Raw genomic sequence first — 21047 nt, forward strand, 5'->3', positions numbered from 1 at the left:
GCATCTTGAAATTTCACGAAAATACCTTTATCCCTGCTAAACGTTCTAGAAATCACCCCTTAACCCAAGAGGATAAGTAGTTGAATCGCGAGATAGCTAAAATGCGTATTGGAGTTGAGCACTTTAATGCCAAATTTAAAACCTTTCAAATCATGGCACAGCCCTATCGTAATCGTAGAAAACGGTTTGAATTAAGAGCTGAGTTGATTTGTGGCATCATCAACCACGAGATGATGTAGTTACCGAACAAGTCTAATATCTTGTAAAACAGCAATTGGACTGCAAAAAAGATGATCATCCACAGGAATTTCACAATTCCAATAATCGGTTTGATAAAAATAATGGCAAGAAGACCCAAGAAAAATTTCATTCTCTCTCCTCTGGCTTGATGAGCCACCGAGCCGTATCCATTAACTTGTCTGCAATAAATAGTTTCCCCAGACCGACAACGACATTGTCATCTTTCTTTATCGTTTTCATTACTTTTACACCTTGCACGGTCAAAAAGTAATTACCATAGATTTTAGCAAAAGCTTTGATAGGTCCCATATTCTCTTCCCTCGTTTAACTACACTTTAAAATATTGACGATACCAGTCTTGCTGACTATTTCTGTGAAATCGTTATATCTTACTCTTTCCAATTTCTATACTATCATACAAGCTAAATTTTATAGTAGATTGAACCTAGAATAGTACGCCATGGTTGCTAAAATATTTCTATACATTAATTTGACTTTCCTAATCAATTTGTTCACATCTTATTTCAATCTACTATATAAAGCTTTTTAATAATGTTTAATTCTAGAAAGATTCCCTCAGTATGTCTCATTGCCTTTTCCCCACCAAAAAAGAGGGTTGCCCCTCTTCTTAGTTCTTATCCAGATTGCGTAGCATCTCGTCAATCTTGTTTCCATATTCGATGGATTCGTCTTTGACGAAGGTCAAATCTGGGATTTTGTACAATTTCAAATTGCGACCAAGTTCACGTTTGATGGTACCAGTTGCTTTTTCAAGCCCGATTTGGGCTTTTTGATTATCCGAAGCAAGGTTACTCAAAATGGTGTAGTAAACCTTGGCAACAGACAAATCACCTAACATCTGAACATCTGTGATGGTCACGCCTTGAACTCGCGGATCACGGACTTTCTTTTGCAAAATCTCATTGACTTCACGCTTGATTTCCATGCCCACACGATCCGTACGGAAATGATTTGCCATGATATTCCTTTCTCTACTTTGAACCAAAAGCTAGGCCAGCAGACCTAGCTATTTTTATTAGATAGAGGAACTAGAGCCATTTGAATCTAGGAAACAAGCCTTAGATAGAACTGAGGGTTCATCAAGGCGCTGTTGACGACGAGTCAAATCGGCTATCGTTTCTCTATTATCGTTTGATTTCTTCCATGACGTATGCCTCAATCACATCATCAGTCTTGATATCATTGTAGCCGTCGATCATCAATCCACCCTCACGACCGTTTGTAACTTCTTTGACGTCGTCTTTGTAGTGTTTCAAGCTTGCGAGTTCGCCATCATAGATAACGACACCGTCACGGATAACACGAACTTTAGAGTCACGGGTAACCTTACCGTTGATAACCATGAATCCACCGATAGTTCCCACTTTAGACACCTTGAAGGTTTCACGGATAACTGCTTCACCGATAACTTTTTCTTCGAATTCTGGATCAAGCATCCCTTTCATGGCTTCTTCCATCTCTTCGATAACCTTGTAGATAATGCCGTGAAGACGGATTTCCACATCGTCAGCTTCAGCTTGTTGACGAGCTTGTGGTGTAGGGCGTACGTTGAAACCAACGATAAAGGCATTTGAAGCTTCCGCAAGAGTCACGTCTGATTCGTTGATAGCACCGACCGCCGAGTGGACGATGGTCACTTTGACACCTTCTACGTCGATCTTTTGAAGTGAGGCAGAAAGGGCTTCAACTGAACCTTGTACGTCGGCCTTGATGATAACGTTAACAGACTTAAGTTCACCAGCTTTAAGGGTATCAAAGAGGTTTTCAAGACTGACACGTTGGATAGCTTGACGTTGTTTCATAAGGGCACGTTTGGCACGCTCTTCACCTGCTGCACGCGCAGATTTTTCATCTTCGTAAACGGCAAAGTGGTCACCCGCCATCGGCGCTTCGTTCAAACCTGTGATAGAAACTGGTGTTGATGGGCCTGCTACCTTAACACGACGTCCAAGGTCATTAGTCATAGCACGGACACGACCGAAGGTATTTCCGACAACGATTGGATCTTGAACATTCAAGGTACCTTGTTGAACAAGAAGGGTTGCAACTGCACCTTTTCCTTTATCCAAGCGAGCTTCGATAACTGTACCGATCGCACGCACTGTTGGATCTGCCTTGAGTTCTTGGATTTCAGCTACAAGAAGGACTGTTTCCAACAACTCTTCGATGTTTTGGTTGAATTTAGCTGAGATTTCAACAAATTCAGAATCTCCGCCCCAAGCTGTTGACATAACCCCATGCTCTGCCAATTCACCGATAACACGTTCTGGGTTAGCACCTGGTTTATCAATCTTGTTGATAGCTACGATAATTGGAACGTTGGCCGCTTTTGAGTGGTTGATGGCTTCAATAGTCTGAGGCATAACCCCGTCATCTGCCGCTACAACCAAGATAGTAATATCTGTAACAGAAGCACCACGCGCACGCATCGATGTAAAGGCCGCGTGTCCTGGTGTATCAAGGAAGGTAATCTTCTTGCCATTTTCCACGATTTGGTAGGCACCAATATGCTGAGTGATACCTCCTGCTTCACCTGTCGCAACACGAGAGTTACGAAGGGTATCTAGGAGGGTTGTTTTACCGTGGTCAACGTGTCCCATGATAGTTACAACTGGTGGACGCTCAACCAATTCATCTTCATTGAGATAACCATCTTCGACAAAGAAACGTTCGATGTCGGCATTATCCACTTCAACCTTTTGTTTGGCTTCGATACCATAATCCACCATGAGGAGTTCAATGGTTTCCCCATCCAAGGATTGGTTTTGTGTGGCCATGACACCCATCATAAAGAGTTTCTTAACGATTTCAGCTGGTTCACGTTTGATACGTTTTGCGATTTCCGCAACAGTCATACCATCTGTATATTCAAATTCTGTTGGCAATTCATGGAATTTACGCTCTGTAACAGGTTTTGGAGCCTGATTACGATTGTTCTTGTTATTGCCTTTTTTGTTTTTCTTGTTGTTATTCCAGTTACTATTCTTTTGATTTCTCACTTGATTTTGACTACTTCGATTCTTTTGTTGTTTTCTAGGACCATCTTCTTCGTGATCATAATCGTCACGATTTTTGTCTGGTCGAGCTTGTTTTTTACGACGTGTATCCACTGCAGGTTCTTTTTTCTCAGGGACGACTTCAACCACTGCTTGAACTTGCTGTGCTTGTTGCGCTTGTTCAGCTAACTTAGCCGCTTCTTCAAAGATTTCCTCTGGTTCCTTGCGTTTGTTAGCTTGAGCCAAGGCTTCTTTAGCAGCTTGATACTGCTTGAAGCGTTCCTCGCTTGAACGTGCGTATTCTGCATTTTGCTCTGCTTTCAATGCTGCTGCACGGGCTTTAAAGTCAATGCGTGGAGCCGCTTGATTTGGACGTTTGTCCTCTTGTTGACGGCGCTCATTCCCACGATTTTGCTGACCTTGCTGTTTCTTAGCTTGGTCATTAAAGCGACGATTGTCGCGGTTTCCTTGACCTTGTTTTCCACCATTACGGCCGTCGTTTTTCTGACGGTTGCCGTTTTTCTGACGGTTGCCGTTTTGTTGTTGGTCACGGTTATTGCCCTTATTTTGCTTACGTCGCTCTGCCTGCTCTTTGGCACGGGCTTCACGCTCAGCCTTGAAATTACGGCTTTGTGGCTTAGCTGCTACTTTTTCTGTTTTAGGAGCAACTGGCTCAGCCGTTTTTTCCTCTTCCTTGGCTACAGCTGGTTTAGCTGGCTCCGATTTTTCTGCTTTCTTTTCTGCACTTGCTTTTGGCGCTGCAGGTTTTGCTTCTGCTTTCGGAGCAGCTGCAGGCTTAAAGCTGGCAGCGATTTTTGCAGCGACAGCTTCTTCCACACTTGATGAGTGGCTTTTCACATCCAAGCCCAACTCTTTTGCACGCGCTACAACTTCTTTACTTTCTTTTCCAAGTTCTTTTGCGATTTCGTACAATCTTTTCTTAGACAAATCATGTCCTCCTCTTCTATTCCATAAGAGACCTCATTTTTTTTGTAAATCCAGCATCTGTCACAGCCAAAACCTTTCTCGATTTCCCGACTGCTATGCTTAATTCCAGTGTTGAAAACACGGTTACAATTTCTACTTGATAATAATGACTTTTATCTTGAATCTTCTTGGTCAGATTGGGTCCAGCATCATGGGCTAGAAAGACCAACTTGGCCTTGCCGTCTTGAATGGCTTTAACGACCAATTCTTCACCCGATATGATTCGTCCTGCTCGCTGAGCAAGTCCCAAGAGATTGCTTATTTTTTGCTTATTCAAGTCCTAACTCTCTTCTTTTCACTTTGTGATCCACATAAGCGATTAACTCGTCATAAAAGCTTTCTTCAACTTCCATATTAAAGCTGCGGTTAAAGACCTTCTTCTTTTTCGCCTCTAGAGCTTCTGCATTGTCTAGCTTGATATAAGCGCCGCGGCCATTGGCCTTGCCTGTCGGATCGATAAAGACTTGTCCTTCCTTGTTCTTGACAATGCGGAGCAAATCACGCTTATCAATCACTTCATTAGAGACAACAGACTTGCGCAAAGGGATTTTTCTCGTTTTCATCTTTCCCTCCTCTAGCAGCTTTTATTCTTCTACAGTATCGTTTTCTGCTTCCAAATCTACTGGAGCCGCTTCTTCCATGGCTTCAAATTCACTAGCAGACTTGATATCGATACGGTAACCAGTCAAGTGAGCTGCCAAGCGAACGTTTTGCCCACGACGACCGATTGCAAGAGAAAGCTTGTTATCAGGAACAACCACCAAGGCACGTTTGCTGTCGTTCTCGTCAAAGATAACTTGGTCAACTTCAGCAGGAGCGATGGCATTGTAAATGAATTCAGCTGGATCTGCTACCCACTCGATAACGTCGATGTTTTCTTCGATTGGTACCATGCGGTCATTCTTAGCATCGTAGCGAGCTGGGTGGAATTTGCTGGTAATCTTCTTGATATTAGCACCACCACGTCCAACGATTGTACCGATAGCATCCACGTTTGGATTGTGGCTACGAACGGCAACCTTAGTACGGTCACCAGCTTCACGGGCTACGCTCATGATTTCAACAGTTCCGTCATAAACTTCTGGAATTTCTTGCTCCATCAAGCGTTTGATCATTTCTGGATGGCTACGGCTAACAAAGACATTCACACCACGAGGATTGTCTTCAACCTTGTAAACATAGACTTCGATACGGTCGTGGGAAGCAAAAACTTCTCCAGGAATTTGGTCTTGTTTTGACAATTGGGCTTCAATGCTGCCAAGGTTGACATAGATGAAACGATTGTCAAAGCGTTCAACAGTACCAGACATGATTTCTTGCTCATGTTCTTTGTAAGTGTTGTATGTGATGGCACGTGTTTGCTTGCGCATTTTTTCCATGATGGTTTGTTTGGCAGATTGGGCTGCTACACGACCAAACTCAGCAGGTGCTTCTTCAAACTTGATTTTATCCCCAAGCTCATAGGCTGAATTAATGGCAAGAGCATCTTTCAAGCTGATTTCCAAACGGCTATCAAATACTTCATCAACAACTTCACGGACAGTATAAACTGTAAAATCACCTGTTTTCTCGTTGAAGTCAATAGCTACGCTGTCTGATTGACCATAGCGTCTGCGATAAGCGGAACGAAGCGACTCTACTACTGCGTCGATGATATCTTCTTTTTTGATTCCCTTGTCTTCTTCCAAAATGCGGAAGGCCTCTAGCATTTCTTTACTCATGTTTTCTTCACTTTTGAATCCTCAAAAGCTATCCTTTCTTTTTCTATAATTTAACTGCTAAACGTGCTTTTGATACTAAACTGTATGGAATTTGGACAGTTTTCTTACGTGTCTTGTCCATATATTCCATGGTCAACTCGTCCTCTTCGAAGGACACCAAGGTTCCTTCAAAGACCTTTTGCTTATCGATGGCCTGGTAGAGCCCAACATGGATGTATTTCCCAACCGCTCCAGCAACTGCATCCTTGGTTTTCAAAGGACGTTCCAAACCTGGACTGGTGATTTCTAGGAAATATTGTTCTGGGAAGGGATCTGGCTTGATGGTGTCTAGGACAGGACTGATAATTTCTGTCAAGTCTGCCGTGTCGTTCAAGGTAATTCCTTCAGGTTTATCTACAAAAATACTGAGAATCATGTCACTGCCAATCTTTCCATACTCGATATCCACGAGCTCGAAAGGTGCTTGGATGACAGGTTCTACAACTTCTCTGACTAATTCTACGATTGTTGCGATTGCGTCCACCTCCTCATAAGCAAGAGGCGAAGATATTTCCCCGCCTCACTTTCTCATATTCTTACTCTTAGTATAGCACATTTACCAACTTATGTAAAGCAAAAGCACTTATACAGCCTGATTTCAGGCTATTTCTTAAAATTCTGCCTCAACTCGGTAGATAACTTGACCCTTTTTTGAGAATTTTTGCTCGTATTCTGTCATGACATTGCCTTCAAAATCACTGGCATGCAAGTCCAACCAAACACCGTTGAGCTTCATGCCATACTGAGAAAAGCTCACTAGGCTGTACTCAAACAAGCCACGGTTATCCGTCTTGAAATGAATTTCTCCATTTTCAGGCAAGATACGCTTGAAGGTATCCAAGAAGGTCTTGTAGGTCAAACGACGCTTTTCATGGCGTTTTTTAGGCCAAGGATCTGAAAAGTTCAGATACAAACGATCAATCTCACCGTCTTCAAAGTAATCGGTCAAGTCAGAACCATCTACCCACAAGAGCTTGATGTTAGGCACTCCAACTTCAAGCACCTTGTCCAAAGCGTAGCTCAAAACAGACTTTTGAATATCAATCCCGATATAGTTGATGTCAGGGTTTTGCTTGGCCATACCCGAAACAAAGGCACCCTTTCCACTTCCAACTTCCACATGAATGGGATTATCATTGCCAAACAAGTCCCACCATTTTCCCTTGGCTTCTAAAGGATTGAGGACCACATACTGGGGATTTGCCTCTAGTAATTCTGTTGCCCCTTTACGATTTCTAACTCTCATCTTCTCTTTCCATACTTGTCTCGGAAGTGACGCAAGCCATGAATCTCCCGATTGACATTTTCTAAATCTTGGTTCATATAATACTTGGAAATCTGGCTCAAATAAGACAATTGACCGTACCAATACAATTTATTTAATACCGTTTGATTGTACTTGTAACCGTAGTAGGTCAACCATTCCTTCCACTGATGTTCTGGAATATAATGGCAGAGCATGTGAGCCACGTCAAACATGCGGTCGGTCAAGCGAACCGAATCCCAATCTACCAAATAAATCAAGCCACTGTCTGTCTCAATCCAATTACTATGTCGTACATCTCCATGGACAATGGTCGCATAGTCCTCTCTAAATCCTGGAATAGTCTGACGTAAATCAGCCACCACTTCACTGATAAAATGATTTTTACGCAAAGCGTCTGGAACCGTTTCTTGCCAAGACTGTAGTAAGTCTACAGGTGTTTCCATGGCATAGCCCAAACGACTCAACTGTGTCATCAAAGGACGTGAGCGATGAAGACGGGTTAAAATATTGACGATTTGCTTACGATTCATATCATAGGGGGTCAATATCTTGCCTGTCAACCATTCTTGAGCACACATATCACGCCCATCTGCCAAACGGCGACTCCATAATAATTGGGGAGCAATTTGTTCTCTAGCTAGACCAGGTAGGATTGGAGAGGTGTTCATTTTTACAAAGATGCGCTTCCCATCAGGATAGCTACCCATATAAGCCTTGCCACTTTTCCCAGGTATGGGAGTCAGTGTTAGCTCATTATCACCCAAATCCATTTCTTTCCTCCGTATAAAGTTTCCTTACTATTCTACTAGTTTTTGGCCTATTCGTCAACCGCTCCACACCCGATTCTCAAAGAAAAGCCTCTAGATTGGCTTAGGTATCATTATAGAAAGAAAAGGCAAGCACCATCTTCTGCTTACCTTTCATGATTTTTATAAATAATATAAGAGTGGCCAACTATTGTAAAACATATGGACTAGAGTAGAAACCCATAGGTTTTGGCTCTTTTTATAAGCAAAGCCAAGTAACAAGCCCCCAAGTAGATAAAAAATAAACGAAGGGACATTAGAAGGTCCATGCATGAAAGAAAAGAGAGAGGAAGTTAGCACAAGCCCTAACCAAGAATTGTCAAAAACCGCACCTTGAAGAAGTCCTCTAAACATGAATTCCTCCTGGACGGGTCCAAAAACTGAGGTAACCAAAATCAAAGGCAGAGAAATTTCTCTGCTGACTTCCGATAAGTGTTGAACTCCTGCGCCAGAAGAAACTGCAAAGAAATGAATATAAACCAGCGTCTCAAGTACACTTAGAAGAAATATTGCAATGAAAAGCAAAATTTGTTTCTTACTTAACATCCCAAAAGAAATCATTTCAAACTTTCTAGCATAAGCAACACTCAGCGAGGTTACTAGAAGACTTACAATAATCAATTCAGATTCATTTTGAAAAAAATCCCCATGGTTAATCGTATAAGGAACTGTAATGACGATTAGTAGTACTAAAAATCCAAAACACAAGGCATGAAATTTATCAAAAAACTCCATAAAATTATCCTCCTCACCAAACAGACTTCCTATGCGTCATCCTTTAGCTCTAACCTTTCCAAAACAAACCATTTGAGTAGCCAAAATCCGACCACATAGCCAGCCCCTAAGAAGATAGCCATTAAAGCTAGCATGGAATTTAGGAAATTAAAGACCACCGCAGATACAAAGGTTAGCACAAAAACATTAAAAGCAATGGTGTCAGAAGCCAAGACCAGAATATAGGGCGTCAACCAGTCTAAGATTTTGGAATCTAGGAAAAATAAGTGTTTATACATGATGACCTCCTCTTGTCAAGCTCTACTGCTGTAAGATTAAGAAGACAGTTTGTTCTTTTTAAGGCTAACCTGACTACTAGATAATAGATACATTAAGGCATTAAAGACAATGAAAATATATCCATAGAATAAAATCAACCTCGCATCCAAACCAAGATACAGTTTGACCATCAAAAAGATAAGCAAAAGGATTTGAAACCATAACGTTTTTCCAAAAATAAATTTAAAGCGATTTCGAATTTCTACTTCCTTGATTTTTACCGTTACTCCTTTATTAGCAAGAAGGAAAACTCCTACTTCGAACAAGCCACTGTAGAGAACAATCCACCCAATCGATACATTAGAGATTTGCAAAAATGTCCCTAAAAGAATATCCAACATACTACTCAAGAAAATAACAAGAAATAATCTGTATTTCATATAAATCGCCTCCTTTTACTACTATTTCCAATCTACTATATCGCTAAAAGTTTAACTTGCTCTAAAAGCTCCCCAAGCCGCTGTACAAAACTGTGCTCCTAAAACCCCGCCGGCAAGAGTTCCCACAACTGGGATAACACTCCCCAGAGCTGCACCTCCTATTGTACAAATTCCTAATGCTTGAACAACTTCTCCAGCTCCTACTTTATCTCCACCTTCAACACGAGCAAGCATTTCATTATCCATAACAGAAAATTGTGACATTATTTTTGTATTCATGATGAATACCTCCTTTTTTAAAAAACTAAAATAAATCAGAATAGAATCCTCATAATTTTACTATAAGTCTTACCAACTTAGTCCCAATTTATCACCAACCATACCTCCTAAGCATGTTAATCCACCCCCAATTGCACCAATGTGTGCTCCAACAAATGCACCAGCAAGTCCAGCTACTCCTAAAGTGGCCAAACCTGCTCCAGTTCCACCAGTTATAATTCCCGTAGTGACTCCTGTAATCAGTGCATTTTGACAATCAGTGGAGCTATACCCCCCTTCAACTTTCGCAAGCATTTCAGTATCCATAACCTCTAACTGTGACAACATTTTTGTATTCATGATGAATACCTCCTTTTTATTTTCAATTTGTTACCAAAGTCTTAAATTCAATAAACAAATAGATTTTTTATAGTATCTTTTTGATTTTCTTAAAAAAGTATATACGTCTACTATCTTCTTAAAGGTAGCAGTACCTATTTTTTAGTCTAAGATTTCAATAATCTTGAGTATCTAAAATATCTTAATTTCGTTATTCTCCTTGCAATAAAAAGTTTTACTATACTATTTATTAACTTGCAGAAAGCAAAAAATATTAGTAAATAATAGTTTATAGTTAAGTTTTTTATTCCTACCAATCCATCAACTAAGTAAAGCATCAACGATTACATAAACGATTGATAATATAATTAAAATTTTGCTAACTATCTTATTCTCATCATTCTTAGATAACTTTGATATTTTGTAAGTAAGTAAATAAGACAGTAAATTAATAGCGATAATAATACTATATTTAAGAATCATAATCTTACAAAGAGGACATAATTCCTGAACCTACACAAATAAGTGTTGCTGCTCCCCCAGTTATCGGACCAGTCGCAGCAGCTAATAGTACTGCTCCAATACAACCACCGATTGCAGATCCTAAATTGCCTCTTCCTCCACTAACTATTTCGAGTTCTTCATTATCCATAACAGAAAATTGTGACATCATTTTTGTATTCATGACAAATACTCCTTTTTTATTTTTAATTTTTGTCTTGTTGCAACTTTGACAAGTTTAGTATATCATTATTTTTTAATTTTTTTCATCCAAATCTTGAATTGTCATCGAAACGTCTTGAATTAGCTTTTTTATTTCAAGCCACCTCTAAATGTTTAAAAAAAATAATTTCTAATCACTTTTTTACCATTCAGGAAGTTTTAATGACTATTCAAGATTTCATAAAATATGAACTTAGTTTTATGGCATAATATACCTATCCACTATATGAAAGGAATTGCCAATGACTTCTTATAAACGTACATTTGTTCCTCAAATAGATGCGAGAGACTGTGGTGTCGCTGCCTTAGCCTCGATTGCTAAATTCTATGGTTCAGATTTTTCTCTAGCTCACTTGAGAGAACTTGCAAAGACCAATAAAGAAGGGACGACTGCTCTTGGCATTGTAAAAGCCGCTGATGAAATGGGCTTTGAAACAAGACCTGTTCAAGCAGATAAAACGCTCTTTGACATGAGTGATGTCCCCTATCCATTTATCGTTCACGTTAACAAAGAAGGAAAACTCCAACATTACTATGTTGTCTATCAAACAAAGAAAAACTATCTGGTTATTGGTGATCCTGACCCTTCTGTAAAAATCACCAAAATGTCAAAAGAACGCTTTTTCTCTGAATGGACTGGAGTAGCTATTTTTCTAGCTCCCAAACCTAGCTATCAACCCCATACAGATAAAAAGAATGGTCTACTAAGCTTCCTTCCTCTGATTTTCAAACAAAAATCTCTCATTGCTTACATTGTCCTCTCAAGCTTATTGGTCACGATTATCAATATAGGTGGTTCTTATTATCTCCAAGGAATCTTGGATGAATACATCCCAAATCAGATGAAATCAACTTTAGGAATCATCTCAGTTGGTCTGGTTATCACCTATATCCTCCAACAAGTCATGAACTTCTCCAGAGATTATCTCCTAACTGTTCTGAGTCAGAGATTAAGTATCGATGTGATTTTATCTTATATTCGCCATATTTTTGAACTTCCTATGTCTTTCTTTGCGACACGTCGTACAGGAGAAATCATTTCACGGTTCACAGATGCTAACTCTATTATAGACGCCTTAGCTTCTACCATTCTTTCTCTTTTTCTTGATGTCTCCATTTTGATTCTTGTAGGAGGTGTCTTACTGGCACAAAACCCTAGTCTCTTCCTTCTTTCTCTTATTTCCATTCCTATATACATGTTCATCATCTTTTCTTTTATGAAGCCTTTTGAAAAAATGAACCATGATGTCATGCAAAGTAATTCTATGGTTAGTTCTGCCATTATCGAAGATATCAATGGGATTGAAACCATCAAGTCACTCACAAGTGAAGAAAATCGCTATCAAAATATAGACAGCGAATTTGTAGATTATTTGGAAAAATCCTTTAAGCTCAGTAAGTATTCTATTTTACAAACGAGTTTAAAGCAGGGAACAAAATTAGTTCTGAATATCCTTATCCTATGGTTTGGCGCTCAATTAGTCATGTCGAGTAAAATTTCTATCGGTCAGCTGATTACCTTTAACACACTTCTTTCTTACTTTACAACTCCTATGGAAAATATTATCAACCTCCAAACCAAACTCCAATCTGCGAAGGTCGCTAATAACCGTTTGAACGAAGTCTATCTAGTCGAATCTGAATTTCAAGTTCAAGAAAACCCTGTTCATTCACATTTTTTGATGGGCGATATTGAATTTGATGACCTTTCTTATAAGTATGGTTTTGGACGAGATACCTTAACAGATATTAATCTCACGATTAAACAAGGAGATAAGGTCAGCCTAGTTGGAGTTAGTGGTTCTGGCAAAACAACTTTAGCCAAAATGATTGTCAATTTCTTTGAACCTTACAAAGGACATATTTCCATCAATCATCAGGATATTAAAAACATTGATAAAAAAGTCTTACGCCGCCATATTAATTACCTACCCCAACAAGCCTATATCTTTAATGGCTCTATCTTGGAAAACTTAACCTTGGGTGGTAATCATATGATTAGCCAAGAAGATATTCTAAAAGCTTGTGAATTAGCTGAAATCCGTCAAGACATTGAAAGAATGCCTATGGGCTATCAAACTCAGCTCTCTGATGGAGCTGGCTTATCTGGAGGACAGAAGCAGCGAATTGCCCTCGCTCGTGCTCTTTTAACTAAAGCTCCTGTTTTAATACTAGATGAAGCTACTAGCGGTCTTGATGTCTTGACTGAGAAAAAAGTTATAGATAATCTTATGTCCCTAACTGATAAAACCATTCTCTTTGTAGCCCATCGTCCCAGTATAGCTGAACGGACTAACCGTGTCATTGTTCTTGATCAAGGGAAAATCATTGAAGTTGGTAGTCACCAAGAGTTAATGCAGGCGCAAGGCTTCTACCATCATCTGTTCAATAAATAAGGAGAATGTTATGAATCCTAATCTTTTTAGAAGCGTCGAGTTTTATCAGAGACGTTACCATAACTATGCGACAGTATTAATTATACCTCTTTCATTACTGTTTACTTTCATCTTAATTTTCTCCCTTGTTGCCACAAAAGAAATTACTGTTACATCGCAAGGGGAAATCACCCCTACAAGTGTCATTGCATCGATTCAGTCGACCAGTGATAATCCTATCCTAGCTAATCATTTAGTGGCAAATCAAGTAGTTGAAAAAGGTGACTTACTCATCAAATACTCTGAAACAATGGAAGAAAGTCAGAAAACTGCCTTAGAAACTCAATTACAAAGAATTGAGAAGCAAAAAGAAGGACTTGGAATTTTGAAACAAAGCTTAGAAAAAACTACTGATCTTTTTTCTGGTGAGGATGAGTTTGGCTACCATAATACCTTTATGAATTTTACTAAACAAACTCATGATATTGAACTGGGTATCACAAAGACTAACACTGAAGCTTCAAATCAAGCCAATCTTGCCAATAGCAATTCATCAGCTATTGAACAAGAAATCACAAAAGTTCAACAACAAATTGGAGAATACCAGGAGCTGAGAGATGCTATCGTAAATAAAAGGGCTCGCTTACCAACTGGCAATCCACACCAGTCAATTTTGAATCGTTATCTGGTAGCATCACAAGGACAAACACAAGAAACTGCAGAGGAGCCATTTTTATCTCAAATTAATCAAAGCATTGCAAGTCTTGAATCATCTATCGCAAGCCTCAAAATTCAGCAAGCTGGTATCGGAAGTGTAGCAACTTATGATAATAGTTTAGAAACTAAAATTGAAGTACTCCGCACTCAGTTTTTACAGACAACTTCTCAGCAACAACTAACCGTGGAGAATCAATTAACAGAATTAAAAGTACAACTAGATCAAGCGACACAGCGCTTAGAAAACAATACCTTAACCGCTCCAAGTAAAGGTATAATTCGTCTAAATAGTGAATTTGAAGGTAAAAATAGAATTCCAACTGGTACAGAAATTGCTCAAATATTCCCTATTATAACAGATACAAGAGAAGTACTAATCACTTACTACGTATCATCTGACTATCTACCTCTACTAGATAAAGGACAAACTGTAAGATTAAAGCTTGAGAAGATTGGAAATCACGGCATTACCATCACCGGCCAACTTCAGAGCATTGATCAAACTCCTACCAGAACAGAGCAAGGCAATCTCTTTAAATTAACCGCTCTTGCAAAACTATCTAACGAGGATAGTAAACTCATCCAATATGGCTTACAAGGTCGCGTCACTAGTGTAACTGCAAAGAAAACATATTTTGATTATTTCAAAGATAAAATTTTAACCCATTCTGATTAATTTTCAGATAACACTCTATAACTATTTATTATCTTATCAAAAAGGAGAATCATAACATGGATAAGAATCAAAACCTAACTTCATTTCAAGAACTAACAACTACTGAACTCGACCAGATTACAGGTGGAGGATGGTGGGAAGATTTCTTATATAGAGTTAATAGATATTCTCATAACATCACACAAGGACTTCATCAGCCAATACAACTATAAAAAAATAAGATCGAGATACAAGAACTCTCGGTCTTATTTTTTATCATTCTGTATGCATCACAGTAAGTACCTGACGAAAGATTTGATTTTGACAGGTGGTATTTAAACTGGTATTAGGATAACTTTCCACAAGCTTCATAACGGTATAGAGACCGACACCTCGGCCCTCCCCTTTAGAACTAACTCCAAAAGAGAAGATTTCAGAAACATCTATATCCTCTCCTTTGATAGTATTCTCAATGATAATGGTCTCCTGACCTCCATTTTTAAAAAAGGCAATTGAAACATGAGCTTGACTGGTCTCTGCACTGGCTTCAATAGCATTGTCACAAAGGATAGACACAATGGTTAGAAAATCAAGCAGGCTCATCCCCTCAACTTGAATCTCCTCAGGAACTTCGACGTTAAAGACAATGTCCTTTTCTCTAGCTTTTAGAAATTTTCCTGCTAGGAGACTTTTTAGGGCATGGTCACGAATATTCACCAATCTGCCCAGGTCATATTTATTGTCCTGCAATTTCTGACTAGAATCCTTTAAGACCGAGTCGTAGACCTCTTTTATCTGCTCCATATCCTCCTCTTCAATACCCAGACGTAAACTGGTCAAGAGGTTGGTGTAATCATGACGAAAGCTCCGTACTTCCTTGTAAAGTTCCTCTATATGCCGACTATAGCGTTCCATATCTCTATAGCGTAAGACCTGCTCTTGGTTCAGTTTCTCCTGAAGTTTTTCCTTCAAATAGGTATCTAGCTTCTTGACAATACCCATAAAAAAGAGCAGGTAAAACACTAGGATGAGATGGCGAACAGTCTTTGATTGTATATCATGTGCATATTCAAAGTAAGTCAGACTTTCCATGACTAGATAGTAGGCCCCCATTATCCAGTTAATCGTAATCAGGGACTTTTGAAAACCTTTATCGAGAATCTCCTTTCTCAAACTAGTAAAATCATAGTCCAACCATTTCAAAAAGGCTAGAGAAATGAAGAAATTGAAAATTATTATACATAACCCAGTAAATGAGTAGCCATCATATACTTGACCTTGTCCCAAAAATGGAAGCACAAAATAGGAGACTCCTCTATAAAAGAGATTCACCAATATCATGGGAAAGAGGCCATAAAAGAAAAGGAGTTTTTTAGGAAGTTCTCTTAACAATAAGAAAGACAAACCTATACCGAACAAGGCTTCTATAAAATATGAGAGATAGTCAGTCAGGACTAAAAATTTAAAAGTCGTAAAAAACGCCCCTAGAAGAAATTTCAGAAGAAAGGCCTTAAAAATTCTCTCAAAAGTGAGACCAATTCCATCCACCTTAAAGAAAATGACAATTTCTAGTCCATTAAGAACTAGTGTATACAATACAATCCCAAAAATATACATAAATTCTCCTAGTTCAGTGTAAGTTATTGATAGTCTCAGACACTTCCCTGACCTTATAACGCGCGATTAGACAGCTTCCGCCATTGGGAAAGAAAAGCAGTTTTTCTTTCTTATCCAGACGAACCGCATTAGCAGGATTGACGAGAAAAGAGCGATGGCACTGCAAGAGACGGGATTCCTGCTTGAGAACCTCCTCAAAACTCGCTGTAAACTCCAGCCTGTCCGTCTTGGTGTATAGAATGACACGATGGGCTCTGGGCGAAGTTTCGAGATAGTAAACCTCTTTAAAAGGATACTGGAATTGAGCAAATTTTGATTTAAAGTAAAAGCAATCTTCCGCCAGACTTTTACTATCTTGACTATTGGCATAGAGGAGGGCTGTCTCGATACGAGATTCAAATTCCTCTGCCGACAAGGCCTTATCAATGTAGTCCAAAGCAGACACTTGGTAGCGAAAGGACAGGGGCATAAACTCTGAGTGAGTCGTTACAAAAACAATCAGGGCATAAGGATCCCGATCCCGAATCCTTCTAGCCACTTCTAGGCCCTTCATCTCCTCATTTCGAATCTCAATATCCAAAAAGAATAGCTGATGCGCCCCCTTCTCATGCACCTCTGCCAGCAGTTGGTCTGGCTTGCCAAAGACCTCAAAAGAGCTAGGAATGATTTGATGTTCTTTCAAGAGTTTCTCAATCGTCGTTTCAATCCTAGTCTGTTGGGAAAAATCATCTTCTAAAACAAATATTCTCATCTTCTTACTCTCCTTGTTTTAACCATTTTTGACGAATTTCTCTATAGCGACGTCTGGCATACTTGACATCATATTGACCTTCTTCTCCGAGAAAAAGGATTCTTTCTTGAAAATCAATCGATTTTAATTTATCAAGATTAACCAAACAATTTCGATGACATCTCGCTAAGCTTTCCCCATATTGGTTCTCAAGATTACTTAAATTTTGAACCATATTAAAACTAGCTTCTTCTGTAACAATCTGTACAGTATGGGCTTTAGTTGGATGTGTTTGGATATAGTAGATATCGTCGACGTTTACTTTATAGACTGTTTTCTGCGTCTGAATAATCATATGTTTCATTGGATTCTCCTCCTAAGAAAAGAATAACAGAAAAGGTCTAACACAAGTACACCCAATCCTAAACAGTCTTTGAAAGCTCCTAAAAGGATTATTTTTCTACAACATCATGATGAGCTTACAACTATTTTATCATAAAATTTTAACAGTACCATTCAGGAAATTTCAAGAACAATTAAAGATTTGATGGTGAAAAAGGTGATAAAAGTGATAAACTGACAGTATCAAAACACAGTTGCTAGAAGTAAGACTGGCACCCAGATTAAAGGAGGAATTCTCATGACAGACACAGACCCCATCAAAAGAGCTCAGATTTTGATTACTGACTTAAACAAAGCCTACCAAGCATGCAAACAGGCAACAGCTGACGACGTTCGCTTTCAAGAGCAATTAAACTCTATTCTTGGCTTTCTAGCCAAAGCTGAGACGGTGGATAATCGATTCTTGATTGAGCTGGAAAAATTTTACCAGACTTCCAGTCTTCTCTTGGGACTCAGCGTTCTTGATCCAGATGCCCCTACTCGCGCAGCTTGGCGAGCCTATGACCGCTTCCATTTTGACCAAGTTAAGACCAAGTTGGGCCTCTACGGACCAACCATTATCTTGTAGAAAATAAAAGAAGCTGAGACAAACTGAACTCAACTTCTTTTTTATATCATATAAGCAATATTAGTCCTGCATCTGACGTTTGACCTGATAAGGCAGGTACAAGACTTGTAAAACCAAACCAGCACCCAGCAATGCTAGAAGGGCTAATTTTTCTTGGAAGGTCACAAGACCGACGATTAATTCCACTACTAAGACCAAACTGGTCAATCCTCGGACTACCGCCTGCAAACCTTTTTCCTTTTGCCCCTTGTCCAGCGGAAAGAGTTGGGTCAAATACTGGTAGTCAAAGGCGTGGTAGAGGGCTAGTAACTGGAAGAGCAAGAGGTAGTTAAACAGAACCACCACCGCTGTCGCTATCCAAGCTTGCTCGATAAAGACCTGCGCCAGCAAGGAAAGCAAGAGCAGACGGAGACTGAGGGCAAAGAGGTCTCCATTTCGCAGATAAGAACGCAGATAGAGATTTTGCCAAATCTTTCCAGGCACCTTCTGAACAGCCTTTAGGATAAAGTCCAGATAGGCACGACGCTTGACGCTGTTTGAAATTCCCTTGACCTGCGTAAAGAGGGCAAAGAAACGAAGCAAGACTTGTTTACGCTTGCTTTCTTGAGAAATAACATAGTCCCAGTCCAGTCCAGTTTCAGTGAAAAATTTGCTGGCCTTTTGACGAAAGAGGAAATATTTACCTACTCCCAATAAAAGCACATAGACCAGAAAAACTAGCAAGCCATAACCCATCGCCAAAAATAGGGGCGCAAATAAAAGCAAGAAAAGGGTCTGGACAAAGAGCCAAAAGACTAGGGAAATGCCAGTTTGACGCTTTAGATGGAGCTTGATTTCCTCTTCACCAACCAAGAGAAAGAGCTTGTCAGGTGCCTCCATATAGGTGGCAATTCCACCCCAAAGCAAAAGTAAAATAGAAGTAATCCCTACAAACAAAAGGATAGGCCAATGATTTTCAGGAAAATGTTGCAAGAGTTGACTGTACTGATAGGCTAGAAATCCCAGCAGGACAAGCAGGAACAAGACAAAGTGGTCATTGAGAACATAGCGCAGATAACCAAGACACTCCTTACGAAAAGCCTGCTTTCTCTTTAAAAACAAGTCTTTCATAGCTCCTCCTCTTTGGTCAGCGCCAAGTAAATATCATTCAAACTAGCCTCAGGCATGTTAAAGGCCTCCCGTAGTTGAGTCAGATTTCCCTTGGCACGCACCTCTCCCTTGTGGAGAATGACAAAGGCATCACACATCTTTTCCGCCGAATCCAGCACGTGGGTACTCATGAGAATAGACTTGCCCTTTTGCTTCTCCACTTCCAAAAGCTGAATCAAGTCCGCAATCGCAAGCGGATCAAGACCAAGGAAAGGCTCATCCACGATAAAGAGACTCGGATCCACCACAAAAGCACAAATAATCATGACCTTCTGCTTCATCCCTTTTGAAAAATGAACAGGGAACCAGTCCAATTTCTGGTCCAGACGGAACATTTTTAATAAAGATTCTACTCGCTCAAAAGCCACTTTCTGCTCGATACCATAAGCCATAGCAACCGTTTCGATATGCTCTCTGAGGGTCAATTCCTCATACAGACTAGGTGTCTCAGGAATGTAGCCAATTTGCTTGCGGTAGCTAGTCGCATCTTCTTGCAGGGTCAGACCATTGATATTGATAGAACCGCTATAAGGTGTCAACAGACCGATAATTTCATTGATTGTCGTCGATTTTCCAGCACCATTAAGACCAATCAAACCGACCAACTGCCCACTTTCAACAGTAAAGGACACATCTTTCAAGACATGGACATGAACATAGCCACCTGTCAGGTTTTTAATTTCTAACATATTTTCTCCAAATCTGGTATAATGTAGCTATATTATATCAAAATTCAATACAGTAGAGGTAGATTTTATGTCAGATTGCATTTTTTGTAAAATCATCGCAGGGGAAATTCCTGCATCAAAAGTATATGAAGATGAGCAGGTTCTTGCCTTTCTTGATATCTCTCAAGTAACGCCTGGGCACACCTTGGTCGTACCAAAAGAGCACTATCGCAATCTTTTGGAAATGGACGCTACTAGCGCCAGCCAACTCTTTGCCCAAGTGCCAACAATTGCTCAAAAAGTCATGAAAGCTACCAAGGCTGCCGGCATGAATATCATTGCAAATTGTGAAGAAATCGCAGGTCAAACAGTCTTTCACACCCACGTTCACCTCGTGCCTCGCTACAGTGCGGACGATGACCTCAAGATTGATTTTATCGCCCACGAACCTGACTTTGACAAACTCGATCAAGTCGCTGAAACTATCAAAAACGCCTAAGGAGTTGCCATGAAATTATCTAATCTACTGCTATTTGCAGGAGCTGCTGCAGGAAGTTATTTGGTCACAAAAAATCGCCAAGCCATCACAGATGAAGTCTTGAACACTACTGACCGCGTTCAAGCTATCAAGGACGATGTGGATATTATCCAAAACAGCCTGCAAATCATCGACCAGCAAAAAGAACTGATTAAGGAATACCAAGAAGACCTGACTTACAAGTTTAAGGTCTTGGAAAAAGATATCCAGACTAGACTAGCTGTTATCAAAGAAACACAGGAAATTGAAGATAAGTAAAAAGAGCCACTCGGCTCTTTTTACTTTATAGATTTTTTAAGACTTTCCTTAAGTAATGACGGACGGTAGCGACCTTCTTCGAAGTTCCATACCTAAACTTTGAGCCTAGGTCTCAAAGTTTCCGAACACCTGAAATCAAAGTGTTACAGGTGTTTTCATTACGGCGGAAAGTCTGGGAAAGTATTTGATTTATACTCAATGAAAATCAAAAAGCAAACTAGGAAACTAGTCGCAGGTTGCTCAAAACACTGTTTTGAGGTTGTAGATAAGACTGACGAAGTCAGTCACATATATACGGCGAGGCGACGTTGACGCGGTTTGAAGAGATTTTCGAAGAGTATTAGTTATGAAATGGTGAATGCGTTGTCTAAATTGTGGTGTATAGTTGACGGGATATGGCTTGTTTACGCTTTAATACTTAACAAAAATCAAAAATTGACGTATAATAGATATATGACACAAGCAACATTTACTACCAATGACAAAAACATTCTCACAAAAGCTCTCAAAGATAAGAAAAATCTGCGCTTTCATAAACGA

The 21047-nt window shown here is 39.6% G+C and carries 26 protein-coding genes and 1 pseudogene; 7 read left to right on the forward strand and 20 right to left on the reverse strand.

From position 1 onward, the window contains the following. Positions 1-239, forward strand: a pseudogene (locus FGQ53_RS07945) (transposase family protein); the annotation flags it as partial. A 127-nt stretch (positions 240-366) separates the two neighbouring features. On the opposite strand, the gene FGQ53_RS07955 reads toward FGQ53_RS07945, so the two are convergent. The 15 genes from FGQ53_RS07955 to blpI form a co-directional block, all read right to left on the reverse strand. Further along, on the reverse strand, positions 367-549 hold the full coding sequence (locus FGQ53_RS07955; RefSeq protein WP_138337533.1) for a hypothetical protein: 183 nt from the start codon (positions 547-549) through the stop codon (positions 367-369). A 319-nt stretch (positions 550-868) separates the two neighbouring features. Continuing rightward, on the reverse strand, positions 869-1219 hold the full coding sequence (rbfA, locus tag FGQ53_RS07960) for a 30S ribosome-binding factor RbfA (RefSeq protein WP_001273601.1): 351 nt from the start codon (positions 1217-1219) through the stop codon (positions 869-871). A gap of 166 nt (positions 1220-1385) precedes the next feature. Next, a complete protein-coding gene (infB, locus tag FGQ53_RS07965; RefSeq protein WP_138337536.1) occupies positions 1386-4205 on the reverse strand; it encodes a translation initiation factor IF-2 in 2820 nt (939 codons plus the stop codon). A gap of 16 nt (positions 4206-4221) precedes the next feature. Beyond that, entirely contained in the window at positions 4222-4521 is a 300-nt protein-coding gene (locus FGQ53_RS07970; RefSeq protein WP_001041390.1) for a YlxQ-related RNA-binding protein, read from the reverse strand. Then, positions 4514-4807 carry an RNase P modulator RnpM gene (rnpM, locus tag FGQ53_RS07975; protein WP_000857560.1) on the reverse strand — a complete coding sequence of 98 codons (294 nt, stop codon included), beginning with the start codon at positions 4805-4807 and terminating at the stop codon, positions 4514-4516. Before rnpM ends, FGQ53_RS07970 begins: the two co-directional genes overlap by 8 nt. 21 nt (positions 4808-4828) lie before the next feature. After that, positions 4829-5965 (reverse strand): transcription termination factor NusA, encoded by a 1137-nt coding sequence (nusA, locus tag FGQ53_RS07980; RefSeq protein WP_138337539.1) that lies wholly within the window; start codon positions 5963-5965, stop codon positions 4829-4831. A gap of 43 nt (positions 5966-6008) precedes the next feature. Continuing rightward, complete coding sequence (gene rimP, locus FGQ53_RS07985) at positions 6009-6488, reverse strand: ribosome maturation factor RimP (RefSeq protein ID WP_000338695.1); 480 nt, start codon at positions 6486-6488, stop codon at positions 6009-6011. Positions 6489-6614: 126 nt separating this feature from the next. Further along, entirely contained in the window at positions 6615-7250 is a 636-nt protein-coding gene (trmB, locus tag FGQ53_RS07990) for a tRNA (guanosine(46)-N7)-methyltransferase TrmB (RefSeq protein WP_138337542.1), read from the reverse strand. Next, the gene (gene ccrZ, locus FGQ53_RS07995; RefSeq protein ID WP_138337545.1) at positions 7247-8041 is read right to left on the reverse strand and encodes a cell cycle regulator CcrZ; all 795 of its coding nucleotides are present in this window, start codon (positions 8039-8041) and stop codon (positions 7247-7249) included. The genes trmB and ccrZ overlap by 4 nt, the downstream gene beginning before the upstream one ends. Positions 8042-8200: 159 nt before the next feature. Beyond that, complete coding sequence (locus tag FGQ53_RS08000) at positions 8201-8812, reverse strand: CPBP family intramembrane glutamic endopeptidase (protein ID WP_138337548.1); 612 nt, start codon at positions 8810-8812, stop codon at positions 8201-8203. A gap of 29 nt (positions 8813-8841) precedes the next feature. Beyond that, positions 8842-9090: an immunity protein BlpZ gene (gene blpZ / locus FGQ53_RS08005; RefSeq protein WP_138337551.1), complete on the reverse strand. Its 249-nt coding sequence runs from the start codon at positions 9088-9090 to the stop codon at positions 8842-8844. 36 nt (positions 9091-9126) lie between these two features. Continuing rightward, on the reverse strand, positions 9127-9510 hold the full coding sequence (locus FGQ53_RS08010) for an immunity protein (RefSeq protein WP_138337553.1): 384 nt from the start codon (positions 9508-9510) through the stop codon (positions 9127-9129). A 51-nt stretch (positions 9511-9561) separates the two neighbouring features. After that, positions 9562-9789 carry a Blp family class II bacteriocin gene (locus FGQ53_RS08015; protein WP_138337556.1) on the reverse strand — a complete coding sequence of 76 codons (228 nt, stop codon included), beginning with the start codon at positions 9787-9789 and terminating at the stop codon, positions 9562-9564. A gap of 69 nt (positions 9790-9858) precedes the next feature. Then, positions 9859-10128, reverse strand: coding sequence for a bacteriocin-like peptide BlpJ (gene blpJ, locus FGQ53_RS08020; RefSeq protein WP_001093248.1), 270 nt, complete (start codon positions 10126-10128; stop codon positions 9859-9861). Positions 10129-10594: 466 nt separating this feature from the next. Beyond that, positions 10595-10792 carry a bacteriocin-like peptide BlpI gene (gene blpI / locus FGQ53_RS08030; RefSeq protein WP_001093266.1) on the reverse strand — a complete coding sequence of 66 codons (198 nt, stop codon included), beginning with the start codon at positions 10790-10792 and terminating at the stop codon, positions 10595-10597. A 280-nt stretch (positions 10793-11072) separates the two neighbouring features. Here blpI and blpA point away from each other — a divergent pair, with 280 nt between their 5' ends. From blpA to blpC, 3 genes are read left to right on the forward strand one after another with little or no spacing between them, the layout of a single operon-like run. Beyond that, positions 11073-13226 carry a peptide cleavage/export ABC transporter BlpA gene (blpA, locus tag FGQ53_RS08035; protein ID WP_138337559.1) on the forward strand — a complete coding sequence of 718 codons (2154 nt, stop codon included), beginning with the start codon at positions 11073-11075 and terminating at the stop codon, positions 13224-13226. A gap of 10 nt (positions 13227-13236) precedes the next feature. Then, complete coding sequence (locus FGQ53_RS08040) at positions 13237-14598, forward strand: bacteriocin secretion accessory protein (RefSeq protein ID WP_138337562.1); 1362 nt, start codon at positions 13237-13239, stop codon at positions 14596-14598. Positions 14599-14654: 56 nt separating this feature from the next. Beyond that, complete coding sequence (blpC, locus tag FGQ53_RS08045; protein WP_138337565.1) at positions 14655-14810, forward strand: quorum-sensing system pheromone BlpC; 156 nt, start codon at positions 14655-14657, stop codon at positions 14808-14810. Positions 14811-14853: 43 nt separating this feature from the next. Here blpC and FGQ53_RS08050 read toward each other — a convergent pair whose 3' ends face one another. The 3 genes from FGQ53_RS08050 to FGQ53_RS08060 are packed head-to-tail and all read right to left on the reverse strand — an operon-like array spanning position 14854 to position 17288. Next, complete coding sequence (locus FGQ53_RS08050; RefSeq protein ID WP_138337568.1) at positions 14854-16194, reverse strand: sensor histidine kinase; 1341 nt, start codon at positions 16192-16194, stop codon at positions 14854-14856. Between the two features lie 13 nt (positions 16195-16207). Next, entirely contained in the window at positions 16208-16945 is a 738-nt protein-coding gene (locus tag FGQ53_RS08055; RefSeq protein WP_138337571.1) for a response regulator transcription factor, read from the reverse strand. A gap of 4 nt (positions 16946-16949) precedes the next feature. Next, positions 16950-17288 (reverse strand): LytTR family DNA-binding domain-containing protein, encoded by a 339-nt coding sequence (locus FGQ53_RS08060; protein WP_138337574.1) that lies wholly within the window; start codon positions 17286-17288, stop codon positions 16950-16952. A 276-nt stretch (positions 17289-17564) separates the two neighbouring features. On the opposite strand from FGQ53_RS08060, the gene FGQ53_RS08065 reads away from it, so the two are divergent. Further along, the gene (locus tag FGQ53_RS08065) at positions 17565-17894 is read left to right on the forward strand and encodes a helicase BlpT (RefSeq protein WP_138337577.1); all 330 of its coding nucleotides are present in this window, start codon (positions 17565-17567) and stop codon (positions 17892-17894) included. Between the two features lie 60 nt (positions 17895-17954). Here the strand turns inward: FGQ53_RS08065 and FGQ53_RS08070 are convergent, their stop codons facing one another. Next, entirely contained in the window at positions 17955-19004 is a 1050-nt protein-coding gene (locus tag FGQ53_RS08070; protein ID WP_138337579.1) for an ABC transporter permease, read from the reverse strand. Beyond that, a complete protein-coding gene (locus FGQ53_RS08075; RefSeq protein WP_138337582.1) occupies positions 19001-19732 on the reverse strand; it encodes an ABC transporter ATP-binding protein in 732 nt (243 codons plus the stop codon). Before FGQ53_RS08075 ends, FGQ53_RS08070 begins: the two co-directional genes overlap by 4 nt. Positions 19733-19799: 67 nt before the next feature. Here FGQ53_RS08075 and FGQ53_RS08080 point away from each other — a divergent pair, with 67 nt between their 5' ends. Next, positions 19800-20210: an HIT family protein gene (locus FGQ53_RS08080; RefSeq protein WP_138337586.1), complete on the forward strand. Its 411-nt coding sequence runs from the start codon at positions 19800-19802 to the stop codon at positions 20208-20210. Between the two features lie 9 nt (positions 20211-20219). Continuing rightward, a complete protein-coding gene (locus FGQ53_RS08085) occupies positions 20220-20507 on the forward strand; it encodes a hypothetical protein (RefSeq protein WP_020901023.1) in 288 nt (95 codons plus the stop codon). Positions 20508-21047 lie beyond the last annotated feature (540 nt).

Origin of the sequence: Streptococcus mitis, assembly GCF_005844455.1 — a bacterium.
GTDB lineage: Bacteria > Bacillota > Bacilli > Lactobacillales > Streptococcaceae > Streptococcus > Streptococcus mitis_BF.